Below are 15,882 nucleotides of genomic sequence, written 5' to 3'. Positions count from 1 at the left end.
TCGACTCTCGGAGGTGCAAGGTGCTGGTCCGTACCCGGGCTGTCCTGGCCGCCGCCATCATGGCTGCCGGAGCCGCCCTCGTCGCCGTCGTCTCGACGCCACCCGCGTCGGCCGCGGTCGTCCATCGTGTGCTGTTCGACAACAGCAAGGCCGAGACGGCGGGCAACGCCGACTGGATCATCAGCACGTCCCAGCCCGATCCGCTGGGGCAGAACGGGAACCCGACCTCGGAGACCTCGTGGACGGGCGCGTTGTCGTCGTGGGGCGTCGCGCTCCAACGGACGGGCTCCTACAGCCTGAAGACGCTTCCGGCCGGGAACTCCATCACGTACGGCGGAAGCGGTGCTCTTGATCTGAAGAATTTCGACGTCTTCGTGATGCCCGAGCCGAACGTGCTGCTCAGCGCCGCCGAGAAGACCGCGATCATGAAGTTCGTCCAGGCCGGCGGCGGGTTCTTCCTGATCGTCGACCACACCGGCAGCGACCGGAACAACGACGGCTACGACTCGGTCGAGATCGCCAACGACCTGCTCACCAACAACACCCTGGACGCGACCGACCCGTTCGGCTTCAGCATCGACGCGAACGACATCAGCAGCGAGAACCCGGTCGCGATCACCAGCGGCGCCGACCCGGTGGTCAACGGCCCGTACGGCAAGGTGACCGGTAGCATCATCCGCGACGGCAGCACCCAGACGCTGCACAAGGCCGACAACGCGGCGGTCAAGGGCCTGGTCTGGCGGCCCGGCTCGAGCCCGACCGGCAGCACCGGCGCCTTCTTCACGACCAGCACGTTCGGGTCGGGACGGGTCGCGGTGTGGGGCGACAGCTCGCCGATCGACGACGGGACCGGGCAGTCCGGGAACACGCTCTACGACGGCTGGAACGATCCAGCGGGGACGAACCGGGCGCTCGCGCTGAACGCCACGGAATGGCTGGCGGGGACCGGCGGCAGCACGCCGACGACGCCGCCCACGACCCCGCCGACGGGCGGCGCCTGCTCGACCGCCCAGCTTCTCGGCAACACCGGCTTCGAGTCGGGCAGCACCTCGTGGACGGCCAGCTCCGGCGTCATCACCAACTCGTCGTCGCAGGCCGCGCACGCCGGCTCCTACAAGGCCTGGCTCGACGGCTACGGCGCCACGCACACCGACACGCTCGCCCAGACGGTCACCATCCCGGCCGGCTGCGGCGGCGCGACCCTGAGCTTCTGGCTGCACGTCGACACCGACGAGACCACCACGACGACGGCGTACGACAAACTGACCGTCGCCGCGCGAGGATCAACCTTGGCGACATATTCCAACTTGAACGCCAGCAGTGGATATGTCCAGAAATCTCTCGCGATATCCGGCTCAGGCGGCACCACCGTGACCTTCACCGGCGTGGAGGGAACCCAGATCCAGACGTCCTTCGTGCTCGACGACGTGACCCTGACCCCGAAGGCGTAAGGGCGGCCGGTGAGGGCCCTCGAGAAGGGGCCCTCACCGCCACCAGTACAACTCGGTCCGATCGGCCGGCCACTCCCGTTCCGCGACCCCGCGCGGTTCGAACGTGTCCCGGCCGAGGTCGACGGGCCGCCACCCCGGCTCGACCTCCTCGGTCGCCGGCCGCACGAATCCCAGCACCCGCTCCTCGCAGGCCCCGATCCGCCGGTAGGTTGCCTGGGCCTCGATCAGCGACGGCCGGTTGGCGCCGCCCGCCCAATCCGGCCACCGCAGCTGAACCTGGTCGTCCTCCCAGAAGCAGACCGGACAGATCTCGTACGAACCCGGCGGCGCCCCCATCGTGAGATGGCCGCAGCACACGCACGGATACCGGATCGGCTTCACCCCGGCATTGTCGGTGATCGCGGGGGGATCGGCGTCCTTGACCGCCCAGCTCTGGTTCGGCGTGGCGCCCAGCGTGAACACCGTCCCGCCGGATTGAACGTGTTCTTCCCGTACGAGCCCCGGATCGCCGGTCATCACGTGCGTCGGCGCGCCCAGGTGCGGCCACCGGTCCCAGATCCCGTTGTTCTGCGCGGCAAAGTCCATCATGGACGTAGCCAGTTCGCCGGCCACGTCCGGCCGCAGCAGGCCGAGCAGCTGAATGTGCGCGCGGTACTCGTCCCAGCCGGAGAACGCGCCGTAGGCGGCGTTCTGCCTGACCGTTCAGCCTTCGGGGTACTCCCACTCGTGGACCGGGCGGTTCTCGTGCATCAGCGGCAGATAGCGGTGGAGCATCTCGTGCAGGGCGGCCTGCCGGTCGTTGCCGTCCGCCTCCAGCGTGTGCAACGTGCGGATCTGCCAGGTGGCGCCGTTGCGGTGGGTGAGGCAGCGCTGCTCGATGATGCCGAGCAGCCGGTCGCGCTCGGCGGGGGAGACGCCCCAGCGCTCGAGGCCCTGGTGGGCGAGCGGCAGCAGCCGGCGTAGCACCAGCTCGGTCACCTGGATGTAGCCGAGGCCCGGCCAGAACACGCTGGCGTCGATGCCGTGCCGGGCGCAGGCGTGGAAGTTCTCCTCGGCGGCGCTGAAGCTCATCTGCGTCCACAGTGGCCGTTCCGCCTCGGCCAGGTTCCGGATCAGCCCGTAGTAGAACGCCGCGTTGGCCAGCGTGTCGACCACCGTCGGGCCGGCCGGGAGCACGCGGTTCTCCACCCGCAGGTGCGGCCGGCCGCGCACCACCGCGTAGATCGGCCGGTTCCAGCGGTAGATCGTGCCGTTGTGCAGCCGCAGCTCGCTGAGCTCGGGCACCTCGCCGCGCTCGAGGATGTCGGACGGGTCGGCCTCGTCGCAGATCGGCAGCAGGGCCGGGAAGTAGCGCACGTTCTCCTCGAAGAGGTCGAACACACTGGTGATCCACCGCTCGCCGAACCAGACCCGCGGGCGTACGCCCTGAGCCCTGATCTCCTCCGACCGGGTGTCGGTGGCCTGCTCGAACAGCGGGATCCGCGTCTCGCGCCAGAGCTCCCGGCCGAACAGCAGCGGCGAGTTGGCGCCCAGCGCGACCTGGATGCCGGCGATGACCTGGGCCGCGTTCCAGTACGAGGCGAACTGCGCCGGGCTGACCTGCAGGTGGAACTGGGTGCTGGTGCAGGCCGACTCGGGCGCGATCGTGTCGGTGGTGACGGCGAGCCGGTCCACGCCGTCGATGCGGATCTCCATGTCCTCGCCGCGGGCCGCGAAGATCTGCTCGTTCAGCAGCTTGTAGCGCGGGTTCGCGGAGAGGGCGTCGAGCGTCATGTGCTCGCGGCGCAGCGTCGGCAGGATGCCGATCATCACGGTGTGCGCGCCGATGCCCCGGGCGTGCTTCTCCGCGTTGTTGAGGCTGGCCCGCAGCGAGCGCTCGAGATCGGCGTTCTCGTCGCCGGCCAGCCGCCGCGGCGGCACGTTGATCTCGATGTTGAACTGGCCCAGCTCGGTCTGGAAATCGGGGTCGGCGATCGCGCCCAGCACCTCGGCGTTGCGCATCGCCGGATCGGCCGCCTCGTCGATGAGGTTGAGCTCGATCTCCATGCCGGTGAGCGGCCGCTCGAACTCGAAGCGGGACTCGCGCAGCATCGCGGCGAACACGTCCAGGCTCCGGCGGATCTTGTGCCTGTATCGGGCCCGGTCTTCTCGGCTGAAGTTGGTCTGCTCGACTTCCTCACCCACGGCACACCACCTCTCTCGAGTGACTCCAAGTTCGCACACCGGGAAGGTCTGCGCCACACGTGAGATTGGCGTGCCGGTTGTTTCACCTGAGCCAGGCGGCGGTCACCGCCAGAGCCACGGTTACCCCGAGAACGGCCTGCAGCAACAGGGCCGGCCCCAGATGCGACCACATGGTGGGAATGCGGGGGGTGAGCGGCTGCATGGTGGTCAGGTTGACCACCTGGACCAGGCGCACCGGCAGGCGTTCGTCCCGCTGCGGTTGCGTGCGCAGCTGGATCAGGTCGCCACGGTGCAGGGCCGACTGCGGCAGGTGCCCGTGCATCTCCACCTCGTAGGTCTGACCCAGGTCGTCGCGTACGCGCACCGGGGTCACCAGGAACTCGGGGCCCTTCTTCAGCTCCTTGAAGCTGCGCCGGGCCGGCCGCATGCGGATCAGCGAGCCGATCAGCTGGGCGATGCCGGCGGCCAGGAAGACCACGATCAGTAATGGCTGCCCGACCTTCACCTCCCGGGTGTAGGACGCCTGGTACCCGGCGAAGCGGCCGGTGATGACGGGACTGACGTGCCGGAGGATCTGCTCGCGGTACAGCTCGACCTCGTCCATGGGGGATCACCTCCTGGATGTCTTCATATCGTACGGTGATCATGTAGATACGCAGCGTGAGTGAATTGGCCGTGAGAAGGCCCTCGCGGTCCCGCCCTCCCGCCTGGGCAAATGCCTGAAAAGCGAGCGAATCGCCACTCGAAAAGGTGAACTGGACTCGGAACCGCGCCGGCAGCGCCGGGAATGGGGGCAGGGGACCGATGGCACCTTCACAGGCGTTCGTGAAGCCGGACAGCGTCCTGGCGCGCACCGCCCAGGCGATGCTGGAGGCCCACGCCGGCGGCGCCGGCCCGAGCGAGGGCATGACCGAGTGCCCCGCGTGCGGCGAGCCGCTGCCCTGCCCCGCGGGCCGCTCGGCGGCCGACGTGGTCGAGGCCGCGGGCCTGGCCGAGGCGTCCGGGTTGGTCGCCGCCGCCCGCCACGGCCTGGGCGAGCCCGCGTACGCGTCCCCGCTGGCCTTCGGTTCCCCGATGGAGCCCGCCTTCGCCTACGGCGAGCCGCCGTTCGGTGCCACCGGCTTCGACGCCCCCGCCGAGGGCGAGCCGTCCTTCATCCCGCCGCCGCCCGACGACCTGCCGCCCTGGGCCGGCCCGTCCACCGCCGGCCCCACCACCCCCGTGGCCGTCTCCTTCGCGACGCCGAGCTTCGACCTGCCGCCCATCCCCGAGGTGCCGCCAGGTGCGTCCCCCGACCCGCTCGGCCCCCGCCTGGCCGGCATGACCGCGGCGTCGCTCGAGGACCCACCCACCTACCAGAACGCCCAGCACGCCGAGCCCCGCCTGCCCGAGTCCCCGCTGACCGAGCCGCCCTACCTGGAGTCGCCCTACCTGGAATCGCCCCGCCCGGAGTCGCCCCGCCTGGAGCCGATCCGCCTGCCGGCCGAGGGCCGGAACCCCACCCATTTCGAGCCCGAGCGCATGGACCCGATCGCCCCGCCGCGCATGGAGCTCCCACACCCCACACCGGCCGCCTTCGAACCACCCCGCCCCGACCCGTCCGGCTTGGCGCCGTCGGGCCCGCTTCCGCCCGCCGTGGCTCCGTCCGGCTTGGCGCCGTCGGGCCCGCTTCCGCCCGCCGTGGCTCCGTCCGGCTTGGCGCCGTCGGGCCCGCTTCCGCCCGCCGTGGTTCCATCCGGCTTGGCTCCGTCCGGCCCAGTTCCGCCGGCGGTGGCTCCGTCCGTCCCGGCTCCGTCCGGCCCGGCTCCGTCCGGCCCGGCTCCCGCCGGCCCTGGCCCGTCGGGCTTGACCGCGGCCGGCCCGGAGTCCGCCCGCCCCGAGCCTCCCCGCCCGCAACCGGTGAGCCCCACCGCGCAACCTTCGGCGACAGCCCCGGCAAGCGCGCCCGCCCCCAAGCCCCAGTACCCGTCGGACTCCGACCCGCTGCTGACCGGCCGCCCGATCTACCCACCCCAGAACCGTCCCCTGGACGCCCCGCTCTACACCCCGGCCCGCCCCACCGCCGGCCCGCCCGTGACCGCCGCACCGTCGGCGTCCACGGCAGCGTCCCCGCCGGCACCCGCCGGCCCACCGGCACCCGAGAGCCGCCCCAGTTCGCCCGCGGCTCGCCCCGGCACCCCGCCGCCCACCGGCGCGCCCACCCAGCCGCAGCCCGGCCTGGGCGTGCAGCCGGGCCTGACCCAGCCGCCCCAGCCGGGAACGGCCCAGCCGGGAACCGCCCAGCCGGGATTGGCGCAGCCGGGAATGGCGCAGCCGGGAGCAGCGCAGCCGGGTCTGGTGCAGCCGGGTCAGCCGATTCCCGCACCGCAAGCCACGCAGCCTCCGGCCGCGTTCGCCCCGCCGCAGTCCGCCCCGGCCCCGCAGCAGGCGCCCGCCGCCGCCCAGCCGCCGACCGGCCCCGGCCAGCAGGTCCCGAGCGGCCTGACGCCCCCGGCCGCCCCGGCTCCCCAGAGCGCGAGCGCCCCGGCTCCCCAGGGCCCGAGCGGTTTGAGCCCCCAGGGCCCGAGCGGTTTAAGCCCCCAAGGCCCGAGCGGCTTGAGCCCCCAGGGCCCCAGCGGCCTCGGTCAAGCCGCCGCCACCCCGCAACCACCCGCCCCGGCTCCGGTTCCCGCCCCGGCCGCCGCCGCGCCGAACCCCGCGGCCCAGCCGGGAGGCGGCCCATCCAACCGCTTCGGCGGCGACGGCGCCGACCAGCCCAGCGGCCTCGGCCTGCTCGCGAGCCGCCCGCCCCAGGAGCCGCCATCGATGGGCCAGGCCGGTCACGAAGGTCAGGCGACCGAGGCGCAAGCACCCACCCAGGCGCCGCCCAACCAGCCACCCCAGCCCGAGGCCAAGACCACCCGCCGCAACCGCCCGCCGCTCGAGCCCCCGCAGATGGGCCAGCTCAACCGCCCCTTGGCCGACGGCGGTCCGCAGAACCCGCCCCGCAACGGCGGCCCGGCCTAGCCGCCGGACCGCAACGGCGACCCAGCCTAAGCCCAGTCCAGGCCCATGGTCCCAGGCCAGGCGCATGGCCCCAGGCCCGGCCCGGAGCAAAGGACCGCCCAAGCGCAAGGCCAGACCTAAGCCGCCGCCCCAAGCTGGGTCCAAACAACCTTCCCGTCGCTCACCGGCAGCACGCCCCACGCCTCGGTCAGCTCCCGCACCAGCCGCAACCCGCGCCCGCCCGGCGACGCCGGGCTCGGGTCCGCGGGCTTCGGCATGTGCCGGCTGCCGTCGCGGACGCTCATGGTCACGCGGCCGTCGCGCAGGGCGAACGTGAACTCCATCGTCGTGTGCGCGTGCCGGACCACGTTCGCCACCAGTTCGGTCGCGATCAGTGCCGCCGTGCCGGCCAGGTCGGAGCGGTGCCACGTCTCGCACGCCTGGGTCACCAGCTGGCGCACCTGTTTGCAGGCGTCCGGCACCGGGCGCAACCGCACCCGGATCCGCTGGGGCTCGGGTTCGCTGCCCGCCTCGGCCATCGCCGCCTCGCAATCCGCCGCGTACATCAGGTCCGCGCACTCGGGCGCCGCCGACACCGCGGCGCGGGTCTCGGCCGTCGCGCCGCACAGCACGATCGGCACGTTCGGCCAGTCCGCGGCCTCGCCGACCACGGCCGCGAGCGCGGTCAACCCCACCGGGTCGCCGATCCGCAGCGCCGTCACGTCGATCAGCAACCGCGTCGGCAACGTGGCCAGGCTGCGCCGGACCGCCTGCTGGAGCGCGTCGCCGGTGACCGGGTCGAGGGTGCCACTGAGCCGCAGCAGCGCCACAGGCCGGTCCCGCACCGGCCGGCAGACGAGCTGACTGGGCATTCGTCTCCTCCGTGTACCGAGAACCCCCCTGGTGCCCGGCGGGCGGGGGCGGCAAACGTCGGCCGGGGGCGGCAAACGCCGGACGTGGCTAATCTGGGCCTCATGCCAGCTGGCCGGGTCGGGTTGCGTGCGCTCCTGCCGTACCTCTCCCGGCACCGCCGCACCCTCGCCGTGGTCGCCGCGCTCAGCCTGATCGCCGCCGTGGCCGCGCTGGTCCAGCCCCTGCTGGTGCGCCGGGTGCTCGACGGCGTCGCGCACAGCCGCCCGATCGCCGGCCCGGTTTCCCTGCTCATCGGGCTGCTGCTGGCCGGGGCCGCGATCCGGGGCGTCCGCGATTTTCTGCTCCAGCGCACCGCCGAGGGTGTGGTCCTCGTCACCCGGCGGCGGCTGGCCCGGCACCTGCTGATGCTGCCGATCGCCGAGTACGACCGCCGCCGCACCGGCGATCTCCTGTCCCGGGTCGGCGCCGACTCGACCCTGCTGCGGGCGGTGGTCACCTCCGGCCTGTTCGAGATCGTCACCGGCGCCGTGATGGTCGGCGGCGCCCTGATCGCGATGGCCTTCCTCGACCCGCTGCTGCTCGGCGTGGCGGTGGCCGCGCTGGCCGTGGGCCTGACCGTGGCGATGTCCGCCTCCCGCCGGGTGCGCGGCCTCTCCGAGCAGGCCCAGGCCCGGCTCGGCGAGATGACCTCGGCGGTCGAGCGGGCGATCTCGGCGGCGCGGACGATCCGGGCCAGCCGCGCCGAGGAGCGCGAGGCCGCGACCGTTTCCGAGGGCGCGGAGCAGGCCTATCGGGCGGGCATCCGGCTGGCCCGGCTCGAGGCCCTGGTCGGCCCCGTCGCCGACACCGCCATCCAGGGCGCCTTCCTGCTGGTGCTCGCCGTCGGCGGGGTCCGGGTGGCGTCCGGCGCGATCAGCGTGGGCAGCCTCGTCGCGTTCATCCTGTTCCTGTTCTTCCTGGCCATGCCCCTGGGACAGGCGATCCACGCCTACACCCAGCTCCAGTCCGGGCTCGGCGCGCTCCAGCGCATCGAGGAGATCCTCGCGCTACCGGACGAAAGAACGGGCGACTCCGGCCGTACGCCCGAAGCAGCGCAGGCCGGCGCACCGGCCGTCGCCTTCCGGTCCGTCGATTTCGCCTACCCGGGCGAGAAGCCCGTCCTGCACGAGGTGTCGTTCGAGGTGCCGCGGGGCAGCCGGATCGCCCTGGTCGGCCCCTCGGGCGCGGGCAAGTCGACCGTCCTGGCCCTGATCGAGCGCTTCTACGACGTGACCGGCGGCGGCGTCAGCATCGACGGCCACGACGTGCGCGACCTGCCCCGGGACGCCCTGCGCGCCCGCCTCGGCTACGTCGAGCAGGAGGCCCCGGTGCTGGCCGGCACCCTGCGCGACAACCTGCTGCTGACCGCGCCGGACGCCACCGACGACGATCTGCGGGCCGCCCTCGGCGAGGTCAACCTGGGCGGGCTGGCCGAGCGCTCGCCCGAGGGCCTGGGCGTGCAGGTGGGTGAGGGCGGCGTGCTGCTCTCCGGCGGCGAGCGGCAGCGCCTGGCGATCGCCCGCGCCCTGCTCACCGACGCGCCGATCCTGCTGCTCGACGAGCCGACCAGCAACCTCGACGCCCGCAACGAGGCCGCCCTGCGCGAGGCGATCGCCAGCGCCGCGGTGAAGCGGACGCTGATCGTGGTCGCCCACCGCCTCAGCACCGTGGTCGACTCCGACCGCATCGTCGTCCTGGAACAGGGCCGGGTCGTGGCCGCCGGCCCGCACCACGAGCTGCTCGACGCGAGCCCGCTCTACCGCGAGCTGGCGACCCATCAGCTCCTGGTGTCGTGACACACCTCTCAGCTAGATGAAGTACCGTTGCCCGCCATGGGTGTGTCGCAGCGGCTCAAAGGCCGGTTCCGCAAGTTTCTGCAGCGTCCGGGCACCACGGTCGACCTCGCGCCGTTCCGCAAGCGGTTGCCGGCGATCGAAGGCCGTGAGGAGGCGCTGCGCGAGCTCGACGACGAGGCGCTGACCTCGGCGGCCGGTGAGGCGACCGACTTCACCGAGATCTGCGCGGTCGGGCGCGAGGCGGCCTGGCGGGCGCTGGAGCAGAGGCCGTACGACGTTCAGCTCCTCGGCGCGATGGCCCTGCTCTCGGGCCAGGTCGCCGAGATGGCCACCGGTGAGGGCAAGACCCTGACCGCCACGATCGCCGCCTACGGTCACGTCCGCCGCGGCCACGGCCCGGTGCACGTGCTCACCGTCAACGACTATCTGGCCCGCCGCGACGCCGAGTGGATGGAGCCGGTCTACAAGCTGCTCGGCCTCTCCGTCGCCTGGGTCGTCGAGGCGTCGACCCCCGCGGAGCGCCGCGAGGCCTACCTGGCCGACGTCACCTACGTCTCGGTCTCCGAGGCCGGCTTCGACTACCTGCGCGACCAGCTGGTCACCGACGTGGAAGACCGGGTCCAGCGCGAGCTGGCCACGGCGATCGTCGACGAGGCCGACTCGATCCTGATCGACGAGGCCCGCGTGCCGATGGTGCTGGCCGGCTCGATCGCCGACGAGAGCGACCCGGTGCACGAGGCCGCCGACCTCGTCCGCGACCTGCGCCCGGGCAAGGACTTCGAGGTCGCCGACGACGGCCGCAGCGTCGCCTTCACCGACACCGGCCTCCAGCGCATCGAGGAGAAGCTCGGCGGCGTCGACCTGTACGCCGACGACCAGGTCGAGCAGCTCTCCGCGGTGAATGTCGCGCTGCACGCCCAGGCGCTGCTCCGGCGCGACGTCGACTACATCGTCCGCAACGGCGGCGTCGAGCTGATCGACGAGATGCGTGGCCGGGTCGCCCAGCGCCGCCGCTGGCCCGACGGCCTCCAGGCGGCGGTCGAGGCCAAGGAGGGGCTGAGCGCCACGGCCGAGGGCGAGGTCCTCGACACGATCACCGTGCAGGCCTACATCGCCCTCTACAAGACGGTCTGCGGCATGACCGCGACCGCCGTGCACGTGGGCGAGCAGCTCCGGGAGTACTTCAAGCTCGAGGTCGCGGTCATCCCGTCGAACGCGGAGAACATCCGCGACGACGAGCCCGACCGCATCTACTCGGCGCACGACACCCGCGACGAGGCCCTGGTCGAAGAGATCAAGATCGCCCACGAGAAGGGCCGGCCGGTCCTGATCGGCACCCTCGACGTGAAGGCGTCCGAGCTGCTGGCCAAGCAGCTGGCCGCGGCCGGCGTCCCGTCCAACGTGCTGAACGCCAAGAACGACGCCGAGGAGGCGACCATCATCGCCGAGGCGGGCGCGCTCGGCGCGGTCACCGTCTCGACCCAGATGGCCGGCCGCGGCGTCGACATCCGCCTCGGCGGCAGCGACGAGGCCGACCGCGACGCCGTCGTCGAGCTGGGCGGCCTCTACGTGATCGGCGCCGGCCGGCACGACAGCCGCCGCGTCGACGACCAGCTCCGCGGCCGGGCCGGCCGCCAGGGCGACCCCGGCGGCTCGGTGTTCTTCGTGAGCCTCGAGGACGAGCTGGTCACCCGGCACGCCGGCGACATCCTGCCGGCCTCCCCGCGGATGGACATGGACGGCGTCGTCCACGACGACCAGGTGGAGTACGCCGTCGAGCACGCCCAGCGGGTAGCCGAGGGCGTCAACCACGAGATCCACCGCAACACCTGGCGCTACAGCGTCGTCATCGAGCAGCAGCGGGTGGCCCTGGCCGAGCGCCGGGAGCGGCTGCTCACCTCCGAGGTCGCCACGATCATGCTGCTCGAGCGCTCGCCGGAGAAGGCCAAGGAGCTCGATGAGGACGTCCTCTCCGACGCCGCCCGGGCCATTGCGCTCTTCCACCTCGACCGGCTCTGGGCCGAGCACCTGGCCGAGCTGAACGAGGTGCGCGAGGGCGTGCACCTGCGCGCGCTCGGCAAGCTCGACCCGCTCGACGAGTTCCACCGGGCGGCGGTGCCGGCATTCCAGAAGGTGTTCACCGACATCGAGTCGCGCACCATCGAAACGTTCGAGGAGACCGACTTCGAGGACGGCTGGGAGCCGGAGCGCGCCGAGATCGTGCGGCCCAGCGCCACCTGGACCTATTTGGTTCACGACAACCCGTTCGGCTCCGAACTGGACCGGTTGATTGCGGCGGTGGGGCGCCGCCTGACCGGCGGAAACTGATTCGTTCCTGATCCGCGCGGCGTCCAAGAGGGCGCCGCGCGGTTTTTTGTTCAGTTGATTCATCAAGGAACGTCTATGTGTGGCGGCCGTCTCATCAGGGCTTCCGGCGTTGGGCAACGTTTAAACAACCGGTCAGGATCCGTTCTCAGAATGCATTTCCCGCCGTCAAAGCCGATGTGGAACGATTTTCTCACATCGTGGTTGCCGTCTTGACCTGGCAACGACATTCGCGGAAATATTCACCGCGAATTTACGGAGGGTGACCGGGCATATACGGTTACCGACCATGCAATTTCAGGGGGCTCTCTTCCAATGCCGGTAAGCGCGCTGTCGCCTCGTGTCAACCGCCATGTCACAGGCCCGGGCCGTGGAAGCTCGGGGGTACGCCGGCCCGCCGATCCCGCCCTGACCGTCACGGTCGCGATTCCACTCACCACCGACGCCCTCACCCCGCAGGCCCATCGGCTCATCGAGGCGGTCCGCGAGCTCGTCGAGATCAGCCAGGGCACGATCACCGTCGAGCCGGCGGTCCCGGCCCGCGACGAGCCGGACGAGGCCTTCGCCGGCCCCGAGGTCCGCATGCTCACCGGCACCCGCCAGGTCCTCGTCGACGGCGAGGCGCTGCCGCTCACCCGGCTCGAGTTCGACCTGCTGCTGTTCCTGGCCGAGCGCCCGCGCCGGGTCTTCACCCGGGGCCAGCTGCTGGCCGGCGTCTGGGGCTACGAGCACACCGGCGAGCGCACGGTCGACGTGCACGTCCGCCGCCTGCGCCTCAAGCTCGGCAGCGCCCACCCGGTGATCACCACCGTGTACGGCGTCGGCTACCGCCTCTCCGACGACGCCAGCGTGGTCGTGCAGGCGCACGAGTAGTCTTCCCGGGCGTGCGTGTGCGTCCGGTGTCCGTCGAGAATCTCGTCGAAGAGCTCGCCGACGAGTTGATCAGTCGGGAACCCGACAGTTACCTCAGAGTGGCGATCGACGGGCCCGCGGCCGCCGAGCCCGGACGCCTCGCGGACGCCCTGGTTGACCCGCTGCGGCTCCGGGGCCGCCCGGCCCTACGGGTCGACACCGCCGACTTCCTCCGGCCCGCCTCGTTGCGCCTGGAGTTCGGCCGGGAAAATCCGGACACGTTCTACGCCGGCTGGTTCGACGAGGCCGGGCTGGCCCGCGAGGTCCTCGACCCGGCCGGCGCGGGCGGGGACGGGCGCGTCCTGACCCGGCTCTGGAACGCCGAGACCGACCGGTCGGCACGTGATCCCTACCACCCGCTCGCGCCCGGAACGGTGCTGCTGGTGAGCGGTCCGCTGCTGCTCGGCGGCGGTCTCGGCTTCGACTTCACGGTGCACCTCGAGCTGACCCCGGCCGCCCTGCGCCGCCGCACCCCACCTGGGCAGCAGTGGACCTTGCCGGCCTTCGACCGGTACGCCGCCGAGGTCGCCCCGGCGACCTTCGCCGACATGGTTCTGCGGGTCGACGATCCGAGGCGTCCGGCACGGGTCGAGGAACGTTGGTGACGCGAGTCTGTAGCGGACGCGACCACTGACAGTTATGCTCCGGTTACTTTTTTAGCGGAGACCCCGTTTGGGACCTCCGGCGGTGGGTATCAGCCGTCCCCACGGTGCGATGGGGGCCGGTCATCGGGGGACCCACCCGCAGGGGCAGAGGAAGGGCAGGGGAGCGCATGCTCGTCAATGGAGCGGTTATCACGGGCAAGGGTGCCGCGAAGGGGCGTACGCCGGAGGAGGTCGAGCAGATCCGCACGATCCTGCGCGGCCGGTTCGACGATGCGAGCACCGAGTACGAGGACGCCCTCGCGGAGAGCCACCGGCTACGTCTCGTCGAGATCGGCGACGCCGCCGGCGACGACCAGGCCGACAGCGGTTCCAAGACGGCCGAGCGCGACGCCGCCTCGTCGCTGCTGCGGACCCTGCTTGACCGGCGGACACAGGCCGAGCACGCCATCGCGCGGCTCGACGACGGCACCTACGGCAACTGCGAAGGGTGCTCGAACCCGATTCCAGTGGAGCGGCTCGAGGTCTTCCCCTCGGCCACCACCTGCGTGCACTGCAAGCAGAACCGGGAGCGCCGGGCCAGCTGACCGACGACGATCGAGTCCGCCGCCACGCGCGGCGGACTCGCCGTCTTCGGACTAGCTTGATCCCATGGGTTCGATCGCGGTCGGCACGGCCTCCTGGACCGACCGGACGCTGCTCGACTCGGGGTGGTACCCGGCCTCGGCCGACAACCCCGAGAAGCGTCTGGCCTACTACGCCCGGCAGTTCCCGGTGGTCGAGGTCGACTCGACCTACTACGGGCCGCCGGCCGAGCAGACCACCAAGCTGTGGGCGCAGCGCACCCCGGACGACTTCACCTTCAACATCAAGGCGTTCAGCCTGCTGACCGGCCATCCCACCAAGGTGTCCGCGATCTACAAGGACCTGCGCCCGGAGACGAGCAAGAAGAACATCTACCCGACCGATCTGCCGCCCCAGGCGTACGAGGAGGTCTGGAGCCGTTTTCTCTCGGCGCTGGACCCGCTCGCCCAGGCCGGGAAGCTCGGCGCCGTGCTCTTCCAGTTCCCGCCGTGGTTCGGCATCCGCCGCTCCAACAAGGACCTCATGCTCGAGGTGGCGGCCCGCTGCAAGCCGCTGCGGCCGGTCTTCGAGCTGCGCAACGCGTCCTGGTTCGAGGGCGACAACCGCGACGAGACGTTCGAGTTCCTGCGCAAGCACAAGCTGCCGTTCGTCTGCGTCGACATGCCGCAGGGCCACAAGTCGTCGGTGCCGCCGCTGCTGGAGGCCACCGCCGATCTGGCCGTCGTGCGTTTCCACGGCCACAGCGCCAAGTGGACAAGCACCGATATTCACGAAAAATTCGGATATAAGTATTCGTCGGCCGAGCTGTCAGAGTGGGCGCCGCGCCTACGGGATTTGTCGGATAAAACCCGGCAAACCCAGGTCTTCATGAACAACTGCTACTCCGACTACGCCCAGACCAACGCCTCCACGCTCATCGATCTGCTGGACTCCGACTGACTCCGGCGCCTCGGCGGCGGGCCATCGCGATCATGGCGGCGGCATCTCGCACTGCCGCACCACGCTGGTCATTGTTGAAGTAGACGTACGCGTCCGAGAAGTCACGCAGCCGGAGCAACCACGTCCCGAGCGCCGTCGACCCGTACCGTGGCCAGTCCTTCGCCCTTCCCTCGTGCAGCCGGAGATACCCGAACCCCGCGGTCGTCCAGAGCGGACCCAGCGGCCGGCCCTTGCGGTCCGCCCAGCACAGCGCCGCCCCGCGCTTCTCCAGCACGGCCCGCGTCTCGTCGGTGAACCAGCTCGCATGCCGCGGCTCGACGGCGACCCGTACGTCCCGCGGAAAGAGCCGCAGAGTCTCGTCCAGCGCGCCCGGATCGCCCTTCAGCGTCGGCGGCAGCTGCAGCAGCACCGGCCCGAGCTTGTCCCCGAGCCCCTCGGCCCGCGACAGGAACCGCGCGACCGGCTCGGCCGGCTCCCGGAGGCGCTTCACGTGGGTCAGGTAGCGGCTCATCTTCACCGCCACCACGAAGTCGTCCGGCGTCCGCTCCCGCCACTGCTCGAACGTCGCCTTCTCGGGCAGCCGATAGAACGCGTTGTTGACCTCGACCGTCGCGAACCCGGCGGCGTAGTGCTCGAGCCACCGCCGCTGCGGCACGCCCTTCGGATAGAACGAGTCACGCCAGTCTGCGTACTGCCACCCGGAAGTCCCCACCATCAGCACGAACTCGCGGATACCCGTGGTTTGTCGTGATCATGCCGGGGTAACCGGGGGACGCCACTTCGAACACCGAACTCGAGGAGCTTCCCATGTCACTCAGCGACGACGACATCACCACCGGCGGCGGGGCGGCGGGCGAGGGCCCGGCCGACGGCGGCGCGAACCCGGGCGGCCACGACGGCGGCGCGGACGGCAGCGCCTCGGGCGAGGGCCCGGCCGACGGCGGCGCGAACCCGGGCGGCCAGGACGGCGGCGCGGACGGCGGCGCCTCGGGCGAGGGCCCGGCCGACGGTGGCGCGAACGCGGACGGGCACGACGGCGGCGCCGACGGCTACGCCTCCTGAGAGCACCGGGATGACGATGGACGCGGCGGGGGGGAACCGCCCCGGGGCCTCCCCCTGCACTGCCCCCCCACCCCGCCAAGTCTGGGGGGTGTCCTTGGGAAAAGGCCCGCTGTTTTTCCGGGGCGGGGA

14 protein-coding genes and 1 pseudogene are annotated in these 15,882 nt (G+C 71.8%); 9 read left to right on the top strand and 6 right to left on the bottom strand.

Annotated elements, in window-relative coordinates; all coding sequences use genetic code 11:
* Window positions 1-20: 20 nt before the first annotated feature.
* A complete protein-coding gene (locus tag ACZ6TB_RS47650; RefSeq protein ID WP_465568144.1) occupies window positions 21-1,451 on the top strand; it encodes a hydrolase in 1,431 nt (476 codons plus the stop codon).
* 33 nt (window positions 1,452-1,484) lie between these two features.
* Here ACZ6TB_RS47650 and ACZ6TB_RS47645 read toward each other — a convergent pair whose 3' ends face one another.
* The 4 genes and pseudogenes from ACZ6TB_RS47645 to ACZ6TB_RS47630 form a co-directional block, all read right to left on the bottom strand.
* On the bottom strand, window positions 1,485-1,967 hold the full coding sequence (locus ACZ6TB_RS47645) for a CPCC family cysteine-rich protein (protein ID WP_465568218.1): 483 nt from the start codon (window positions 1,965-1,967) through the stop codon (window positions 1,485-1,487).
* Window positions 1,962-2,129, bottom strand: a pseudogene (locus ACZ6TB_RS47640) (glycoside hydrolase domain-containing protein); the annotation flags it as partial. The pseudogene ACZ6TB_RS47640 and the gene ACZ6TB_RS47645, both read right to left, overlap by 6 nt.
* Window positions 2,130-2,153: 24 nt before the next feature.
* Window positions 2,154-3,635, bottom strand: coding sequence for a glutamate-cysteine ligase family protein (locus tag ACZ6TB_RS47635; protein ID WP_465568141.1), 1,482 nt, complete (start codon window positions 3,633-3,635; stop codon window positions 2,154-2,156).
* Between the two features lie 82 nt (window positions 3,636-3,717).
* Window positions 3,718-4,239, bottom strand: coding sequence for a hypothetical protein (locus ACZ6TB_RS47630; RefSeq protein WP_465568138.1), 522 nt, complete (start codon window positions 4,237-4,239; stop codon window positions 3,718-3,720).
* A 200-nt stretch (window positions 4,240-4,439) separates the two neighbouring features.
* Between ACZ6TB_RS47630 and ACZ6TB_RS47625 the strand changes: the two genes are divergently transcribed.
* Window positions 4,440-6,641 (top strand): hypothetical protein, encoded by a 2,202-nt coding sequence (locus ACZ6TB_RS47625; RefSeq protein WP_465568136.1) that lies wholly within the window; start codon window positions 4,440-4,442, stop codon window positions 6,639-6,641.
* A 116-nt stretch (window positions 6,642-6,757) separates the two neighbouring features.
* Here ACZ6TB_RS47625 and ACZ6TB_RS47620 read toward each other — a convergent pair whose 3' ends face one another.
* Entirely contained in the window at window positions 6,758-7,492 is a 735-nt protein-coding gene (locus tag ACZ6TB_RS47620; protein ID WP_465568133.1) for an ATP-binding protein, read from the bottom strand.
* 102 nt (window positions 7,493-7,594) lie between these two features.
* On the opposite strand from ACZ6TB_RS47620, the gene ACZ6TB_RS47615 reads away from it, so the two are divergent.
* The 6 genes from ACZ6TB_RS47615 (at window position 7,595) to ACZ6TB_RS47590 (ending at window position 14,691) form a co-directional block, all read left to right on the top strand.
* Complete coding sequence (locus tag ACZ6TB_RS47615; RefSeq protein ID WP_465568131.1) at window positions 7,595-9,328, top strand: ABC transporter ATP-binding protein; 1,734 nt, start codon at window positions 7,595-7,597, stop codon at window positions 9,326-9,328.
* A gap of 36 nt (window positions 9,329-9,364) precedes the next feature.
* Window positions 9,365-11,656, top strand: coding sequence for an accessory Sec system translocase SecA2 (gene secA2, locus ACZ6TB_RS47610; protein WP_465568129.1), 2,292 nt, complete (start codon window positions 9,365-9,367; stop codon window positions 11,654-11,656).
* 312 nt (window positions 11,657-11,968) lie between these two features.
* Window positions 11,969-12,526, top strand: coding sequence for a winged helix-turn-helix domain-containing protein (locus ACZ6TB_RS47605; RefSeq protein ID WP_465568126.1), 558 nt, complete (start codon window positions 11,969-11,971; stop codon window positions 12,524-12,526).
* An 11-nt stretch (window positions 12,527-12,537) separates the two neighbouring features.
* Window positions 12,538-13,170 carry a nucleoside/nucleotide kinase family protein gene (locus ACZ6TB_RS47600; protein WP_465568124.1) on the top strand — a complete coding sequence of 211 codons (633 nt, stop codon included), beginning with the start codon at window positions 12,538-12,540 and terminating at the stop codon, window positions 13,168-13,170.
* Window positions 13,171-13,337: 167 nt separating this feature from the next.
* Entirely contained in the window at window positions 13,338-13,754 is a 417-nt protein-coding gene (locus tag ACZ6TB_RS47595) for a TraR/DksA family transcriptional regulator (RefSeq protein WP_465568122.1), read from the top strand.
* Between the two features lie 64 nt (window positions 13,755-13,818).
* The gene (locus tag ACZ6TB_RS47590; RefSeq protein ID WP_465568120.1) at window positions 13,819-14,691 is read left to right on the top strand and encodes a DUF72 domain-containing protein; all 873 of its coding nucleotides are present in this window, start codon (window positions 13,819-13,821) and stop codon (window positions 14,689-14,691) included.
* Here ACZ6TB_RS47590 and ACZ6TB_RS47585 read toward each other — a convergent pair.
* Window positions 14,666-15,406: a DUF72 domain-containing protein gene (locus tag ACZ6TB_RS47585; RefSeq protein WP_465568215.1), complete on the bottom strand. Its 741-nt coding sequence runs from the start codon at window positions 15,404-15,406 to the stop codon at window positions 14,666-14,668. The genes ACZ6TB_RS47590 and ACZ6TB_RS47585 overlap by 26 nt on opposite strands.
* A 92-nt stretch (window positions 15,407-15,498) precedes the next feature.
* Between ACZ6TB_RS47585 and ACZ6TB_RS47580 the strand changes: the two genes are divergently transcribed.
* A complete protein-coding gene (locus ACZ6TB_RS47580; protein ID WP_465568118.1) occupies window positions 15,499-15,753 on the top strand; it encodes a BatC protein in 255 nt (84 codons plus the stop codon).
* Window positions 15,754-15,882: the final 129 nt, after the last annotated feature.

This window comes from Actinoplanes sp. NPDC051537, from assembly GCF_055586105.1.
Note: the sequence above shows the minus strand (reverse complement) of the source record. Positions and strands in the feature narration are given on the sequence as shown.